Here is a 16,141-nt window from a genome sequence, read left to right on the forward strand (position 1 = left end):
GTGATCATGGTCGGGGCGACCGGGAAGACGAAGGGACGCGAGCGGCAGGCGAAGGCGCCCGAGACGGATCGTTCGCTGGTCTCCCACGAGCTGGAGGGGGCGCTTCGGGAGGCGGTCGCGGAGCGCGTCGGGGAGACGCGGTTCGGGCTGTGGTTCGGCGAGGGGGTCCGCCTGGGGGTCGTCGGCGAGGGCCAGGGGGATTCGGTCGAGGTCGTGGCGCCGAACGCCTACTTCCGCGACCGCATCAAGAGCGGGTTCGCGGCGAGCGTGGCCGACGCGGTGCGGCAGGTGGTCGGCCGGTCCTTGCCCGTCTCTTACTCCGTGCAGGACGAGGCCGAGCCCCGTCACGACGTCGAGGCGGTCCCCGAGCGGCCGACGACGGGCGACGACCGTCGGACCAAGGTGACGGTGCCGGTCCCGGGCGGGCCGAGGCCGTCGGCCTCGCCGGTCGAGCGGCCCTCGACCGACCTCCCCCACCGCTTCGCCGCCCCTCCGGGCTCCTCGCGAGTCCTCCGCAGCCTCGACGACTTCGTGGTCGGCCCGGCGACCCAGCTCGGCTGCGCGGCGGCCCGCGAGATGGTCCGCTCGGGGGGGCGGTCGTTCAACCCTCTGTTCATCCACGGGGGCGTCGGCCTGGGCAAGACCCACATGCTCGAAGGGATCGCCCAGGGCATGCGGCAGGCCCACCCCGGCCTCAACGTCGTGCACGTCACGGCCGAGGCGTTCACGAACGGGTTTCTGGAGGCGATGCGGACCTCCTCGCTGTCGAGCTTCCGGAGCCGGTATCGGGGCGTCAACGTCCTGGTGATCGACGACGTCCACTTCCTGGCCTCGAAGCGGGCGACGCAGGAGGAGTTCCTCCACACGTTCAACGCCCTCATCGAACGCGGCGTGCCGATCGTTTTGTCTTCGGACCAGCATCCCAGGCGGATCGCCAAGCTGACCGACGAGCTGGCCACGCGGTTCCTGGGCGGGATGGTCGTCAAGCTCGACGCCCCCGACCTGGAGACCCGCAAGGCGATCGTCCGGGCCAAGGCGAAGGCCAAGGGGGTCGAGGTCCCGTCGGCGGTGGTCGACTTCATCGCCGAGCACGTGAAGACGAGCGTCCGGGAGCTGGAGGGGGCCTTGCAGAGCGTGCTGGCCCACGCCTCGCTGTCGAACCGGCCGGTCGGCATGGTGGTCGCGAAGACGGCCCTCCGCGAGACGATCCGCAACACGTCGCAGTCGGTGGCCCTCCGCGACGTCGAGAAGTCGATCTGCCTCTTCTTCCAGGTCGAGGCCGACGACCTCAAGTCCGGCAGCCGGGTCCGCACGCTGGCCTACCCCCGGATGCTGGCCATGTACCTGGCCCGCAAGCACGCCGGGGCCAGCTACAGCGAGATCGGCCGCTACTTCGGCGGGCGGAACCACTCGACCGTGATGTCGGCCGAGAAGAAGGTCGTCGGCTGGCTCAAGGACGACGCCCGCAGCCCGCTCCTCCCCGGCTTCGACAGCGTGGTCGAGATCCTCGCCGACCTGGAATCCAAGCTCGGCGCCTGAGCCCCCCGCCCTCCCCTAGCGGCGGGTCAGCCCGTGGCGGACGCGCAGCAGGAGGCGTTCGAGCGGGTCGAGGGCGTTGATCTCGGCCAGGCGGGCGAGGACGCCCCGGACGTCGTCGGTGATGATCCCGGCGACGCCGTCGTCGACCAGCGAGGCGACGCGGTCGACGACGTTGACGGTCCAGGCCTGGACGGGCATGTCGCGCGACCGGGCGCGATCGACGAGATCCCGCGTGGCGAGCCGGGTCTCCACCATCAGGAAGTCCACGTCCAGCCGCGTCGGGTCGCCGATCACGGCGCCCGTGATGAAGCCGAGTTCCAGGCCGGGTTCCAGCCGACGCACGGCCTGGAGCGCCGGGTACGACTGCCCGCAGATCCGGACCCGCCCCAGCGCGTCGGCCTTGCGGACGGCTTCGAGGACGGGGGCGACGAGCGCGACGGCCCCGGCGTCGTTCTTGGCCTTCAGCTCGATGTTGAGGCCGATCGAAGCCGAGGCGGCGGCCTGGAGGAATTCGTCGAGCGTCGCGATCCGCTCGCCGGCGAAGCCTGGGTCGAACGGCGTCCCCAGGTCGATTGCGCGGAGCTGTTCGAGGGTCGAGTCGACGATCCGCAGCGGCGAGCCCGCGATCCGCAGCAGGTCGTCGTCGTGGACGATCACGAGTTGATCGTCGGCCGTGGACTGGACGTCGATCTCGGCCCATTCGGCACCTTGCCGGGCGGCGATGCGGAGGGCGGCCACGGTGTTCTCGGGGCCGTCGAAGGCCCCCGCGCGGTGGGCCGTGACCTCGACGCGCTCGGAGACCCGGGCGTCGCCGATCAGCTCCTTCGCGGCCAGCGCGGAGAGCGCGAGCGAGCCGGCCGAGAGGGCCACGGCGGCCGTCGTCCACCATCGGGCGCGGGGCTCGTCGACCACCGTCTCGCGGATCACCCCCCCGGCCTGCTTGTAGCTGGCCATGATCAGCGCCGCGAAAATCGCCGCGGCCGCCGCCGAGAACCCCGCCAGCAGGGCGCCGTCGACCGCCAGGAGCGCGGCCGTCGCCGCCACCGCGAGCTTCGGCGAGGGGCCGACCTGGTCCAGCACCAGGCCGTTGATCGTGTGCAGCAGCCACGTCAGCGCGGCCGACGCCGCGAGGAAGCCGGCCCCGGCCCCCAGCACGACGACCGCCAGTCGGCCGATCCGCCCCGAGGTCCGCCGGCCGCTGGAGCGGAGGGCCGTCCACGGGGCGCGGACGTCCTCGAACAGCACGGCCGGGACGGCGAACATCCAGCGCAGGTAGAGCCAGCCCGCCGCCGCCGCGTACAGAACCCCGATCGCGCCGACCGCCGCGACCCCCTCCCAGAACGCGGCCGGGCGCTCGACCACCAGCCGGTTGAGGTCGTGGGGCCCCCAGAGCTTCGCATAAGCGAACGCCCCCGCCGCCCCGAACGGCGCGGCCAGCAGCAGGAGCAGCACGGCCTGGAGCAGGTCCACCTTGAGCAACGCCGGCAGCCGCTTGACGGAGTCGAACGCGTGCCAGACGCCGGGGCCGTCGCCCGAGAGGACCCCCATCACCCCCGCCAGCCGCAGGCTCAGCGTCGTGAGCTGCAGCGCCGTCAGGACAGCCAGCCCGGCCAGCCCGACCGGCGACAGGAAGAACGCGACGATCTCGAAGTTGCCGACCGAGCAACGCCCCCACGACTGCAAGGCCAGCCGCAGCACCCCCGCCGCCGTCGGCGCCAGCACCGCCGCCTCCAGCAGCGAGAACGCCGCCGAGAACGTCAGCAACGGCCCCCACCGCCGCCTCACGCGGGCCAGGACCATACGCATCGAATCGTCATGCGTCTCCACCTTCATGCGATGACCTCGGCGTCGACGGGGCGAGCTTGAACATAACGTCCTTCCCCCCCGGCGGGGGAAGGATGTTATGCCCCGGACCGCGGGAGGCCGCTCAGCTTTTCTTGAGCAGGTCTTGCAGGGCGTAGACCTCGAAGGGGCCTTCGCGGAGGCGTTCCATGGCGGCGACGGCGGCGCGGGCGCCGGCGAGGGTGGTGATGCAGGGGACGCCGTGGCTGACGGCGCTGGCGCGGATGCGGCCCTCGTCGGTGCGGGCGCCCTTGCCGCTGGGGGTGTTGACGATCAGGGCGATGTCGCCGTTGGCCAGGTAGTCCAGCAGGTTCGGCCGGCCCTCCTGGATCTTGCGGACGACGTCGACCTGGAGCCCCTCCTCGGCGAGCGCGGCGCTGGTGCCGGCCGTGCTCATGATCTTGAAGCCCAGCTCGGCCAGCTTCTTGGCGATCGGCACGATCCCCTTGCGGTCGCGGGACGCGACGCTGACGAAGACGGTCCCCTCGGAGGGGAGCCGGCTGCTGGCGCCGAGCTGGCTCTTGGCGAAGGCGGTGGGGAAGTCCGGCGCGATGCCCATCACCTCGCCCGTCGACCGCATCTCGGGGCCGAGCACGATGTCGACGCCCGGGAACTTGGCGAACGGGAAGACCGCCTCCTTCACCGAGGTGTACGACGGCGACGGCTCGTCGGCCACGCCCAGCTCGGCCAGCGTCTTGCCCACCATCACCCGCGCGGCGACCTGCGCCAGGTTCAGGCCGGTCGCCTTGGAGACGAACGGGACCGTCCGCGAGGCCCGGGGGTTGACCTCCAGGACGTAGATCTCGCCGTCCTTGACCGCGAACTGGATGTTCATGAGTCCGCGCACGCCCAGGGCTTCGGCCAGGGCGTAGGTCTGCTGCTTGAGGCGAGCGACGATCTCGTCGGGGAGCGAGTACGGCGGGATGGCGCAGGCGCTGTCGCCGGAGTGGATCCCGGCCTCTTCGATGTGCTGCATCACGCCGCCGACGATCGTCCGCTCGCCGTCGGAGACGGCGTCGACGTCGACCTCGACGGCGTCTTCCAGGAACTTGTCGATCAGGATCGGCCGGTCCGGGCTGGCGTCCACGGCCTCGGTCATGTAGCGGTCCAGGCTCGTCTCGTCGTAGACGATCTCCATCGCCCGGCCCCCCAGCACGAAGCTGGGGCGGACGACGACGGGGTAGCCGATCCGGTCGGCGATCCGCCGCGCCTGGTCGAACCGCGTGGCCGAGGCGTTGGGGGGCTGCCGCAGGCCCAGCCGCTCGATGACCATGCGGAACCGCTCGCGGTCCTCGGCGACGTCGATGTTCTCCGGGCTGGTGCCGATGATCGGCACGCCGGCGGCCTCCAGCGCCTTCGCCAGGTTCAGCGGGGTCTGGCCGCCGAACTGGACGATGACCCCCGTGGGCTGCACGCGCTCGCAGATGTCCAGCACGTCCTCGACGGTCAGGGGCTCGAAGAAGAGCCGATCCGACGTGTCGTAGTCGGTGCTGACGGTCTCGGGGTTGGAGTTGACCATGACGACCTCGTAGCCGTCGGCCCGCAGGGCGAACGCCGCCTGGCAGCAGCAGTAGTCGAACTCGATCCCCTGGCCGATCCGGTTCGGCCCGCCCCCCAGGATCATGATCCGGGGCCGGTCGCCCACCCGGGCCTCGTCCTCGGTCTCATAGGTCGAATAGTAATACGGCGTGACGGCCTCGAACTCGGCGGCGCAGGTGTCCACCAGCTTGTAGACCGCGGCGATCCCCCGGCGACGGCGCTCGCGGCGGACCTCGTTCTCGCTCGCGCCCCAGAGGTGGGCGAGCTGGCGGTCGGCGAACCCGGTCCGCTTGGCCTCGCGGATCAGTTCGTCGGACGCCTCCTCCAGCGATCGGACCTGGCGGAGCCGACCCTCGATCTCGCACAGCTCCTGGATGTTGGCCAGGAACCAGGGGTCGACGCCGGTCAGCTTGTGGACGCGCTCGACGCCCATCCCGGCCAGCAGGGCGTACCGCAGGTACCACAGCCGCTCGATGTTCGGCGTGGCCAGCTTGGCGATGATCTCGTCCTCGGAAGGCTGATCCGGCGTGCCCCAGCGGTCCTTCGGGTCGCAGCCGATGCCGAACCGGCCGACTTCCAGGCCGCGGAGCGCCTTCTGGAGCGACTCCTTGAACGTCCGGCCGATCGCCATCACCTCGCCGACCGACTTCATCTGGGTCGTCAGGACGGCGTCGGCCTCGGGGAACTTCTCGAACGCCCAGCGCGGGACCTTGGTGACGACGTAGTCGATCGTCGGCTCGAAGCAGGCGGGGGTCTCGCGGGTGATGTCGTTGCGGATCTCGTCGAGCCGGAAGCCGACGGCCAGCTTGGCGGCGATCTTGGCGATCGGGAAGCCGGTCGCCTTGCTCGCCAGCGCGCTCGAGCGGCTGACGCGGGGGTTCATCTCGATGACGATCATCCGGCCGTCGCGGGGGTTGACGGCGAACTGCACGTTCGAGCCCCCGGTGTCCACGCCGATCTTGCGGAGGACGGCCAGCGACGCGTCCCGCATCCGCTGGTATTCCTTGTCCGTGAGCGTCTGCGCCGGGGCGACGGTCACGCTGTCGCCGGTGTGGACCCCCATCGGGTCGAGGTTCTCGATGGAGCAGACGATGACGGCGTTGTCGGCGCAGTCCCGCATCACCTCCATCTCGTACTCCTTCCACCCGATGAGGCTTTCCTCGATCAGGCAGGAGTGCGTGGGGCTGATCTCCAGCGCGTAGTTGACCATGCGGTCGAACTCTTCGCGGTTATAGGCGATGCCGCCGCCCGAGCCCCCCAGGGTGAAGCTGGGGCGGAGCACGCAAGGCAGGCCCACCACCTCGTCGCGGATCCGGCGGGCGTCTTCCAGGCTCTCGGCCAGGCCGCTCCTGGCGCTCTCCAGGCCGATCTCGTCCATGCACTTCTTGAACAGGTTGCGGTCCTCGGCCTTGCGGATGGCCTCGGCGCTCGCGCCGATGAGGATGCAGCCGTACTTCGCCAGCACGCCCGACTCGTACAGGGCCATGCCGACGTTCAGCCCGGTCTGGCCGCCGAGCGTGGGCAGGACGGCGTCGGGCCGCTCCACGGCGATGATCCGCTCGACGATCTCCGGGATCACCGGCTCGATGTACGTCCGATCCGCCATCTCGGGGTCGGTCATGATCGTGGCCGGGTTCGAGTTGACCAGGACGACCTCGTACCCCTCCTCGCGAAGGGCCTTGCACGCCTGGGTGCCCGAATAGTCGAACTCGCAGGCCTGGCCGATGACGATCGGCCCCGCGCCGAGGATCAGGATCTTTTTGATGTCGGTACGCTTGGGCACGGCAGGTCGTTCTCGCGTCTTATAGATGAGGAAGGATGGGGTGGGCCGGTGGGCGTCGAGCCGGGTCGCGTCGCGCGCAACCCCTTCGCGGGCCGCCCCTTGCCGCGCGAAACACGCCTCGGGCCGCGCTCGCCCTCGGACTTCCTCAACGAGGCGGCGCGGCCCGGAAAATTTCCCGATCTTAGCACTTTTCCCGGGGCCGCAGCAAGGGTGGCGACGGCGGGAACCGCCGGGCGGCGTGCGTTCGGAGGGCGCGAGATTCCCTCGAACGTCGAATGTCCCGCGACCCGGGATGGGTCAGAAGACCTCAGCCCCCCAGCCTCAGTGGAACACGGTGACGCGAGGAGCGAAGGCCGGCTCGGGAGCCATGAATATCAGCCGAATCCCATCGTCCGAGACGAGATAGGTCTCCTCGGTCGAGACGGACGCCGAGAACATTCCCGACTCGAACACGGGAGTGACGCGGATTCGGACGCAGAGCCCCAGCGGGGTCGTCGCCATCTCCTGGATGATCCCGCTCCAGGCCACGATCGCCGGTGCCTCGTCGAAGTCGATCCAGGAGCAACGGAGGGCCCGTTCCTGGGGGACGAATCGGGCGATCTCCGTCTGCAAGGTGATCCTTTGGGCCACCGCCTGCTGTCGTTCCAGGTCAGGACCTTGGGCGTTGGGGCCGGGCGAGATGGTGAGAAGCCAACGCGCCGGCACCTCTTCCAGAAAAGCATCCTCGGGGGCGTCCGGCGAGTCAGGGGCGTTCGCGAACGCGGCGAGGGTCGACACGATCGGTCCCTGGGCGTTCGACCGACCGGCAAGTCCCACCCCTGCCAGACCGACGAACGATGTCGCCACGATCGACCTCACGAAGGCACCGCGGCGGAACTGGGGGCACGCTGCAGCTCGAGTCATCGAAAACGCCTCCTCGTTGGTGGCTGGTTAGTCAGCCTCGATAATGTAAGTACCGGGTCCATCCTTCTTGAAGCGGAAGCTCATAGGCAGGAACTCCGCATAGTCGATAAATCCTCCAGGATATGTGAATTTGATTCTGATCTCCTGGTCAAGCGAGACGACGATGTTCTCGAGGGGCCGCGTCGCGTAGTATGTCGGATCGTCGTTCACTTGTTTCATATCAACAATAGTGCCGCCTTGGATGGTGAAGCGCGAAGCTAGTGGGTCGGACGAACTCCCGGGGACCCATCCAGAAGGCGGCTCGACGCTAAACACAGCTCCCGTGTTTGTGTAGACCGTGAGATTTGTTATGCTTTATTGAGCAAAACCTGATATGTACGCGGCTCCGGCGTCGCCTTGCTTGACCCGAAAGACAATGTTGCGGTCCGATCCAATAGGCGTCGATACGTTGGTTCCAGAAATGATTTCAAGTTCGTCTGGCTTTGGGATGATCAGGGACTTGGTGACGACAATTGGGACAACGTAGGGGTTTCCGGGGTAAGGAAACAGCGTCATGGTGCATCGAAATTCATAGGTTCCCGGAAGGGGCAAGTAAGAAAGAAGAGTCGCTGAGGTGGTGTTGGTGGCGCCCGTCGGTGTTCCCCAAGAAGTTACGACGGGCGAAATCAAGCGGCTTTCCCAAAGGTAGCCGGACACATTCCACGGGCGACCATCGATCGAAAATTCGCACCCTGAGCCGAAAGTCACGGGGGTCGGGTTTGTCTTGATGCTTTGGCTATGTCCGCACGGAACCCAGGCATGAAAGATTATCAAGCCCATGCCGACTGCGTACCTGAACATTGAGTAGGCGCGAGCCATTGTTTATACTCCGAGGCTAGTGCAACAAAGAGGATCTGCTCGAATCGAAGTCTTGTCAAGCTGGCCTAGCGCTTCGAGACGGTTTCCGTCTCGCGTTCATTCGCGGTTCGATATTTGCGAGAGACCGAGCTGGGCGAGGTATCGCAAGGAGTGTTGTCGACGCATCTTTCGGCGGACCATCGACGTCCCCCTTAGGTTCTATGCCAGCAGAGACTGTTTTACGCCGCCTAGCAAAGCAATGGGGACATCGGTCATCGGCCAGGCATTCATCAGGGAGAGTTTGGGCGGCCTGTGATGCAGGAGTCGCTCGGATGGGACTGGATGGGGGGCAAACGAACAGTTGGTTAACCAGCGAAGGAGGGGGGGGCAAGGCAGTATGGGTGGAGATTGAGGCACTGTATAGTCCTCAATCTTCCCTGATCTGGTGCCTGGCCAATCCTGCCCGTTGCGGCTTCGGGATCTCGATTCAGGAGGGAGAGGGATGCGATCGATCGATCCGGTCGGACTGCGACGGGGCTTCACGTTGATCGAACTGCTGGTCGTGATCGCGATCATCGGCCTGCTCGTCGGGCTGATTCTGCCGGCGGTCCAGTCGGCTCGCGAGGCCGCCCGGCGGCTCCAGTGCACGAACAACCTCAAGCAAGTGGGGCTGGCGCTCCACGCCTACCACGACGCCGCCGGGGCGTTCCCGCCGGGCGTCGTCCTGCGGGGATGGCCCGCCGACCCGGCGGTCCCCCATCCTCCGGGGGGAGGCTGGGGCTGCGCGATCCTGGGCTGGCTCGAACAGAGGTCGCTCTTCGACGCGTTCAACTTCGCCCCGTCGTTCTTCGAGAGGGTCCACGACAACCGGACTGCGGGCTCCGCGCCGATCGCGACGTTCCACTGCCCCAGCTCGGCCGGCGGCGGTCCCGTAGACCACGGCTTCATGATGCCGACGCCCATTCACGGCTTCGACTGGCTCGCGCCCGGTCAGTACGTCGGGTCGGCCGGGCGGCTCGACACCCCGGGATTCGGCCGGGGAGCGTGGTCGGTTCGCTCGGGGGACGGCGTCTTCTTCGGCGACAGCCGGGTCGGCCTGCGGGACCTGCGCGACGGCTCGTCGTCCACCCTCCTCGTCGGCGAGCGTTCCCGGCGCATCGCCGATGCGACCTGGGTCGGCGTGGCCTTCCCCTCGGGCAACCTTTGCACGAAGGACGGCTGGAAGCTGCAGGGCTGCACCTCGTCGTTGTTCCTCGCCCTCGGTCGGACCGGCCCGTCCGAGGGCTTCTGGAGGCTCGACGACACGTCGGAGAGGATCTCCCGCGACCCGAACGCCGGCCCGGACGGGTTCAGCAGCGACCACGACGGGGTCGGAAATTTCGCGATGGCCGACGGCTCGGTCCGGTTCATCAAGGCGACGATCGCCCCGGCCGTCCTCCGAGCCCTCGCCACCCGCGCGGGGGGCGAGGTCGTGGACGCCTCGGCGTACTGACCGCCGGGCGCGGTCAGGCGTCGCGCTCGGTCACCCGATTCTCATACACGTTCGCCCACGACAGGAAGTCGTAGAACGACAGCAGGGTGCAGAAGACCAGGCCCGGCTTGCCGTCGAGGAAGCCGAGGCGGAGGACGTAGGAGTAGAGGAAGCGGACGGCGGGACGCATCGGCAGGCGGAGATAGATTTTCTTGAGCATCCGCTTGAACCGCTTGCCCCGGCCGATGGACTTCGGGATCGGCTCGCTGAGGAACCGTTCGTACTGGGCGGCTTCCCAGACGGCGTAGCGGTTGTGTTTCTCGACCCAGGCGGCGATGGTCGGATAGGCGTGGTGGTCCAGCTCGTGTCGCAGGCGGCCGACGCGGCCTTGCAGCTCGACGTGTTCGTGAGCCTCGTTGTCTCCCGAACGGCCGCCGGTGTGGTCGGGCATACGTTCGTAGCGGCCGAGCTTGTGCTTGAACAGGCGGAGGTTCCAGCACTCGGAATATCCGCAATGCTTGATGCGTCGACCCAGGAAGTAATACTTGGAGTTGAGGTAGAAGCCCTCGGCCTCGTCGGCGGCGATCCGCGCCCGGATCTCCTCGGCCAGCTCGGGGACGACGACCTCGTCGGCGTCGACGATGAGGACCCACTCGTTGCGGAACGGCAGGTTCTCGAGCGCCCAGTTCTTCTTCTTGGGGAAGACGCCGTTGAACGCGAACTGGACGACGCTCGCGCCGTGCTCGACGGCCACGTCGCAGGTGTCGTCGTTGCTCTGGCTGTCGACGACGAAGACCTCGTCGGCCCAGTCGAGGGCCGGCAGGCAGCGGCGCAGGTTGGCGGACTCGTTCTTGACCGGCACGATCACGCTGACCGGCGCCCGACCCGTGCGCGGGGCGTCGGCGGATCGCTCGGGAGCCTGGGCTTGAACTTGGGTTCGGGCTTCGTCCAGGACGGGCATGGGGTCTCGACTCCGGGAGTGTGGGGCGGGCCTTGGGCCGGGGACGGTCGTCCGGTCAGGCGATGACGCATTCGGGCGGGGCGCCGCCGCCGGCGAGCCAGCGGTAAACGTCGGCGAGCTTGGCGGCCTGCTGCTCCCAGGTGTACTCCGATTCGACGAGTCGTCGGCCGTTGGCGCCGAGCGTCCGGCGCTCCTCGGGGGAGCGTTCCAGCAGCTCGCGGAGGGCCCGCGTCAGCGCCTCGGCCTCGGGCTCGACGACCACGGCGGCATCGGCTTTGGCGGCCTCGGGGAAGTAGCAGGCGGTGGTGAAGACGGCGGGGAGCGAGCAGGCGAGGGCTTCCAGGATCGCCATGCTGAACCCCTCGCTGTAGCTGGGGAGCGTGAAGGCGTCGGCCGCCGCCCAGACCCGCCGCGACTTCGCGCCGGAGACGTGGCCGACGTACGTCGCCCGGTCGTTCAGGCCCAGCTCGCTGATGCGGTGGGAGAACGGCGTGAGGGCCCCATCGTCCTTGCCGGCGATCAGCAGGTGGAGCTGGGGGAAGTCGCGGGCCAGCGCGCCCAGGGCGTCGGCCAGCAGGTCCAGGCCCTTCTTGGCGTGGACCCGGCCGTAGAACAGGAGCACGAACTTGTCCTTCAGCTCCGGGTGCTCGGCCTCGAGCGCCTCGCGGGGCGGCAGGTCGTCGAGCGCCGCCAGGTCGACGCCGTTGGGGACGAAGCAGACCGGGGTCCACGGCGCGAGGTCGCGGAGGTGGCCGATCTCGGGCCGCGACAGCGCGTGCAGGCAGGACGCCCGCCGGAGATTCCGCGACTCGACCAGGGCCAGGTAGAGCTTCTTCTTCCAGCGCTTGTGCCGCAGCGCCCAGGGCTCGGCCATGCCGTGCGCGGCCATCACGTAAGGCACCTTCGCCGACCGCGCGACGGCCGCCCCGCGCCGGGAGTGGAACTGCCAGAGGCCGTGCATGTGGACGACGTCGGCCGAGCGCACGGCGGCGTCAAGGTCGACGTCGGGTCCGTCGATCGCCAGGCCCTCGGGCGCGGCCAGTTCGTCGAGCCGCGAGGGGGTCGGCGTCACGATCCGAACGTCCCCCCCCGCCCGCTTCAGCGCGCCGGTCATTCCCAGGATGCTCGGCACCATGCCGCCGTCGCGGACCGGGTCCAGGCCGTTGCACAGGTGGAGCCAGCGGGCGGGGGCGGCGCTCGTCTCGGTTCGCTTCGACCTGGTCGTCAGGGTCGTCATCGGTGTCACCTCCGTGTGTCGTTCGAGTCGCGAGATCCTTCGTGGCGTTCCTGCGGGTCAGCCCTTCATCCGGATCGGACCGACCAGGGGGCGCGAGCGTCGGGGCTGGCGGGCCGTCTCCCAGGCCTCGATCGCCCCCGAGGCGAAGCGGTCGGGACCCCACTCGGCGGCGACCTCGCGGGCGCGACGGCCGATGGCGCGGCGGTCGTCGTCGGAGAGGGCGGCGGTCCAGTTGAGCTTGGCGGCGATGTCGCGGACGTCGAGCGGGTCGAACCGAGCGCCGGTGGTCCCTTCGGGCTCGGGGACGAGCGTCCGGGCGCAGCCGGCCCGCGCGGAGAGCAGCAGCGGCAGGCCGGCGGCGGCGGCCTCGTTGGCGACCAGGCCCCAGGGCTCGGAGACGCTCGCCAGCACGAAGGCGGCGGCGTGGGCGTACCATCGCGACAGGCCGTCGGCCTGGAGGAAGCCCGGCCGGTGGATCGCCCCGGCGCAGCCCGACTTCTCGATCGCCCCGGCCACCTCGGCGGCCTGCGGGCCGTCGCCGCAGAGGACCAGGTCCCACGAGCCCCCCTGCCCTCGATAGCGCCCGAACGCCTCGATCAGCCGGATCAGGTTCTTCTCCGGGGCGAAGCGGCAGACCGACAGGAAGAACGGGGCGTCCGGCGTCCCCTCGCGCGAGCCGGGGCGTTCCCGGCAGGCGTCGGCGCGTTCGGCGAAGAAGTCGTGGTCGACGGCGTTGTACCCCAGCGCGATCCGGTCGGCGGGCATGCCCAGGTCGACGAGGTACTCGCGGTGCGAGGGCCCGCCGCAGAGCGCCGCGTCGAACAGCCGCAGCCGACGAGCCTTGAGCAGCTCCTTGTACCAGACGCGGGGACGGTCGACGGCCTGGCTCTCCGACATCAGGATCGTCGCCGCGCGGTGGCGACGCCCCCACTTCGCCAGCGCCAGCGACTCGGGCCGGACGTAGCCCACGGCGGCGACGGCGTCGGGACGGTCGCGGTCGAGGGCCTCGGTCATCGCCTCGGCGCACGCGCCGGCGGGGATCTCCTCGAGCGCCCGGTCGGGGAACAGGACGACGCGCTCGAACGGCTCACGATCCTCGCTCCGGGCCCAGGGGTAGAGGCGCTCGCCGCCGGCGGTCTCATAGGCGATCAGGCGGTCGCCCCGCGCCGCCAGCCGCGCCGCCAGGGCGCGGAGACGGGCCAGGTGATAGGGGCCGAAGTTGGTGAAGCAGACGGCGTAAATCATGGCGGGGGCTCCGGTCGGCCCGGCCCGGCCCGCGGCCGGGGGGCGGGGCGTCTCGATCATCGCTGAATCCCCAGTGCGGGTGCGGGTGCGGGTGCGGCGGCGGCGGGCGCGACGGGGCGGCTCCGGAGGCGACGCATGACGTCGACGCGCCAGGCCATGATCGGGGCCTCCAGCAGCCGTCCCAGCGGCAGGCAGCAGCCGATCGCGAAGAGCGCCGCGGCGGGCCAGATCGCCCACCACGGGGCCGTCACGCCCCCGGCCCGGATCGCCGTCCCGAAGGCCAGCAGCAGCGGCCCGTGGAACAGATAGGTCGGATAGCTGATGAGCCCCAGCTCCTCCGGGAGCCGCCGCGTCCCCGACGGCGGCGGCGACCCGGACGCGCGGGCTTCGCGGTCCTGGTTGATGAAGCGGACCAGCATCAGCGCGAACGCCACGCCGGCGGCGACGTACACGAACTCCTGATGCACCCGCCGACTCGTCCACATCGCCATGCTCAGGAGCACGGCCGCCGGCCACGCCCGCGCGAGCAGGCCGAGCCGGCGCGAATCGGCCAGCCGGGGCGTGTAGACCGAGACCAACGCCCCCAGGTGCCAGACGGCGCCCAGCCCGAACAGCAGGCCCGTCCAGAGCACCAATGGGTGCCGCGCACCCAGCCGATAGCCCACCTGCAACGCCAGGCCTAGCGCGACGCAGAGCCCCATCCCCGCCACCGCCGGCCGTCGACCCAGCGGGATCGTCACGGCCGCGATCAGCCCGAACAGGAGGTAATACGCCGCCTCGTTCGTGATGCTCCACGACGGCGCGAACGAGCCGAACGTCTCGGTGAAGTTCTGGACCAGCAGCCCCTGGAAGGCGAGCGTCGGCCGGTTGAGCCCGTTCATCCAGACCGAGGGCCGCCAGCCCGAAGCGCGGGCTCCGGCCTCGACCGCCACGGCGAACGCCAGGGCCGCGTAGTACAGCGGCAGGATGCGAGTCGCCCGCGCGACCAGATAGGTCCGCAGCGGGAAGGTCCCCTCGCGGGCCAGGCGCTGGACCGACGCCTGGATGCAGTAGCCGCTGAGGATGAAGAAGCCCATGACGTAGTAGATGCCCGTGCCGGTCGCGTAGCTCAGCACGTCGACCAGCGGCCGGGGGAGGCCCGAGGCCCAGTGCGGGTCGAGCGTGACCGCCAGCTCGAACGCGTGCGCGACGACGACCAGCAACGCGAAGACGCCTCGACAGACGTCGATCTTCTCATTCAACGAGTAGGGCGGCCGCGCGGCGGCGGTCCGGGGCGGCGGGCTCATGATGGGATCCTCTCCGTGGCGAATCGGGGGCCTCGGGCGGCCCGGACGTGGGCCTCGAATTCGGCGTGGGGCTCGTACGGCTCACTCGGGTCGTGCGGCTCGTTCGAGCCCGCCTCGGCCTCCGGCCGGGCGAAGAACTTCGAGACCGACCAGGTCAGGACGACGATCGGGAAGACCGAGAACGCCCAGTTGTAGTAGAACCAGATCAGGGGGTCGTCGGTGACCACCATGAACCAGGCGTTGAAGAAGAAGATGGACCAGAAGAACTGCGCCCAGGGCGTGTCGGCGTAGAGGAGGAAGTAGTCGTAGAGCGTGCGGAGGAAGATCGCCGCCCCCGCCAGCACGATGATCGTCCCGATCAGCCCGCCGTTGAGCTGCGCCGCGCCCAGGATGCCGATCGCGGGCCCGGTGAAGTCGTCCTCGCGGGGGAACTCGGAGCCGGCGACCCAGGCGTCGATCCACTGCTGACGGCCGTAGAGCGGCTTGGACGGCCAGATGATGCGGGGGATGTACGTCGAGAAGATCCGCAGGTAGCTCGCGCCGTAGTCGTAGTCCGACTTCTCCGGCACGGTGTCCAGCATCAGCAGGTAGCCGCCGTATTCCTTGGTCTCATACGAGGCGCCCTGGTCGGGCTCCTCCTCGGCGATGTCCATGCTGACCAGGATCTGCGCCAGGTCGAACTCGCTGGCGTACTCCGCGAAGCCGGAGAACGAGCGTTCGTAGTTCTGGTTGTTCCGCCAGCCGATCGCCAGGGCGACCACCAGCGCGCCCAGGAACGCCGTCGTCCCCAGCACGCCCCAGGACGGCCGCTTCAGCCGCGTGATGTAGATCGAGGCGATGGTCGACAGCACGCCGATCAACGAATGCGAGCGCTTGCCGTTGAACATCCAGATGAGCACGTAGAGCCCGCCCAGGGCGAGCCCGGCGTGGAAGTAGGCGGGCCGGGGCGCGTCGAGCCGGCGTCCGGTCGTCATCAGGAGGACCGCCGCCACCATCATCACGAACGGGAACGACCGCAGGAGCGCCCCCTCGGGCGACATCTCCTCCTGCGCGGACCCCCCGCCGAAGATCCCGGCGCAGTACAGGCCCCAGACGACCAGGATCGGGCTGAGGGCCGTGACGGTCCCGACCGACCACCCGCGCGGCGAGGCTGGCAGCCGGCGGGCGAGGAGGCGGCCGAACCCCGCGTGGTACACCATCAGGAACCAGATCAGGGCCAGCAGGGCGCGGAGGTTCGCCCACTGCACCAGCTCCTCGCCGCGCGTGGCGACCGCCCACTCGCGATAGGAGATCGGCTGGATGACGTAGACCTGGACGTAGCCGACGAAGAACATCCAGACCGGGGCGAACGGGTCGAACCGCTTCGTGGCCACCTGCCACGCGAAGTAGAGCGCCATCACGCCGGCGGTCGCGTAGACGTATTGCAGATCGTCCATGATTCTCCGGCGCCCCTGGCGCCGCCCCCTCCCTGGTGCGCGATCCGAAGCTCCGCGGCCGA

Annotated in this window: 10 protein-coding genes; 2 read left to right on the plus strand and 8 right to left on the minus strand. The window is 69.4% G+C overall.

What is annotated here, in order from left to right; genetic code table 11:
• Window positions 1–6 precede the first annotated feature (6 nt).
• On the plus strand, window positions 7–1,539 hold the full coding sequence (dnaA, locus tag VT85_RS00005) for a chromosomal replication initiator protein DnaA (RefSeq protein ID WP_082859052.1): 1,533 nt from the start codon (window positions 7–9) through the stop codon (window positions 1,537–1,539).
• A 15-nt stretch (window positions 1,540–1,554) separates the two neighbouring features.
• On the opposite strand, the gene VT85_RS00010 is transcribed toward dnaA, so the two are convergent.
• The 3 genes from VT85_RS00010 to VT85_RS00020 form a co-directional block, all read right to left on the minus strand.
• Window positions 1,555–3,372, minus strand: a complete 1,818-nt coding sequence (locus VT85_RS00010; protein WP_068409025.1) for a glycerophosphodiester phosphodiesterase — start codon at window positions 3,370–3,372, stop codon at window positions 1,555–1,557.
• Between the two features lie 94 nt (window positions 3,373–3,466).
• Entirely contained in the window at window positions 3,467–6,703 is a 3,237-nt protein-coding gene (carB, locus tag VT85_RS00015; RefSeq protein ID WP_068409026.1) for a carbamoyl-phosphate synthase large subunit, read from the minus strand.
• Window positions 6,704–7,024: 321 nt separating this feature from the next.
• On the minus strand, window positions 7,025–7,480 hold the full coding sequence (locus tag VT85_RS00020) for a hypothetical protein (protein ID WP_068409029.1): 456 nt from the start codon (window positions 7,478–7,480) through the stop codon (window positions 7,025–7,027).
• Window positions 7,481–8,945: 1,465 nt separating this feature from the next.
• Here VT85_RS00020 and VT85_RS00030 point away from each other — a divergent pair.
• On the plus strand, window positions 8,946–9,935 hold the full coding sequence (locus tag VT85_RS00030) for a DUF1559 domain-containing protein (RefSeq protein WP_068409033.1): 990 nt from the start codon (window positions 8,946–8,948) through the stop codon (window positions 9,933–9,935).
• A gap of 13 nt (window positions 9,936–9,948) precedes the next feature.
• On the opposite strand, the gene VT85_RS00035 is transcribed toward VT85_RS00030, so the two are convergent.
• The 5 genes from VT85_RS00035 to VT85_RS00055 are packed head-to-tail and all read right to left on the minus strand — an operon-like array spanning window position 9,949 to window position 16,079.
• Window positions 9,949–10,875, minus strand: coding sequence for a glycosyltransferase family 2 protein (locus VT85_RS00035; protein WP_068409035.1), 927 nt, complete (start codon window positions 10,873–10,875; stop codon window positions 9,949–9,951).
• Window positions 10,876–10,930: 55 nt separating this feature from the next.
• Window positions 10,931–12,112 carry a glycosyltransferase gene (locus VT85_RS00040; protein WP_068409038.1) on the minus strand — a complete coding sequence of 394 codons (1,182 nt, stop codon included), beginning with the start codon at window positions 12,110–12,112 and terminating at the stop codon, window positions 10,931–10,933.
• Window positions 12,113–12,169: 57 nt separating this feature from the next.
• Window positions 12,170–13,417 carry a glycosyltransferase gene (locus tag VT85_RS00045; RefSeq protein WP_068409040.1) on the minus strand — a complete coding sequence of 416 codons (1,248 nt, stop codon included), beginning with the start codon at window positions 13,415–13,417 and terminating at the stop codon, window positions 12,170–12,172.
• A complete protein-coding gene (locus VT85_RS00050) occupies window positions 13,414–14,643 on the minus strand; it encodes an acyltransferase family protein (RefSeq protein ID WP_068409043.1) in 1,230 nt (409 codons plus the stop codon). Before VT85_RS00050 ends, VT85_RS00045 begins: the two co-directional genes overlap by 4 nt.
• Window positions 14,640–16,079: an O-antigen polysaccharide polymerase Wzy gene (locus VT85_RS00055; protein WP_156512579.1), complete on the minus strand. Its 1,440-nt coding sequence runs from the start codon at window positions 16,077–16,079 to the stop codon at window positions 14,640–14,642. The genes VT85_RS00050 and VT85_RS00055 overlap by 4 nt, the downstream gene beginning before the upstream one ends.
• Between the last annotated feature and the right edge of the window lie 62 nt (window positions 16,080–16,141).

It is taken from the genome of Planctomyces sp. SH-PL62, from assembly GCF_001610895.1.
Taxonomy (GTDB): domain Bacteria; phylum Planctomycetota; class Planctomycetia; order Isosphaerales; family Isosphaeraceae; genus Paludisphaera.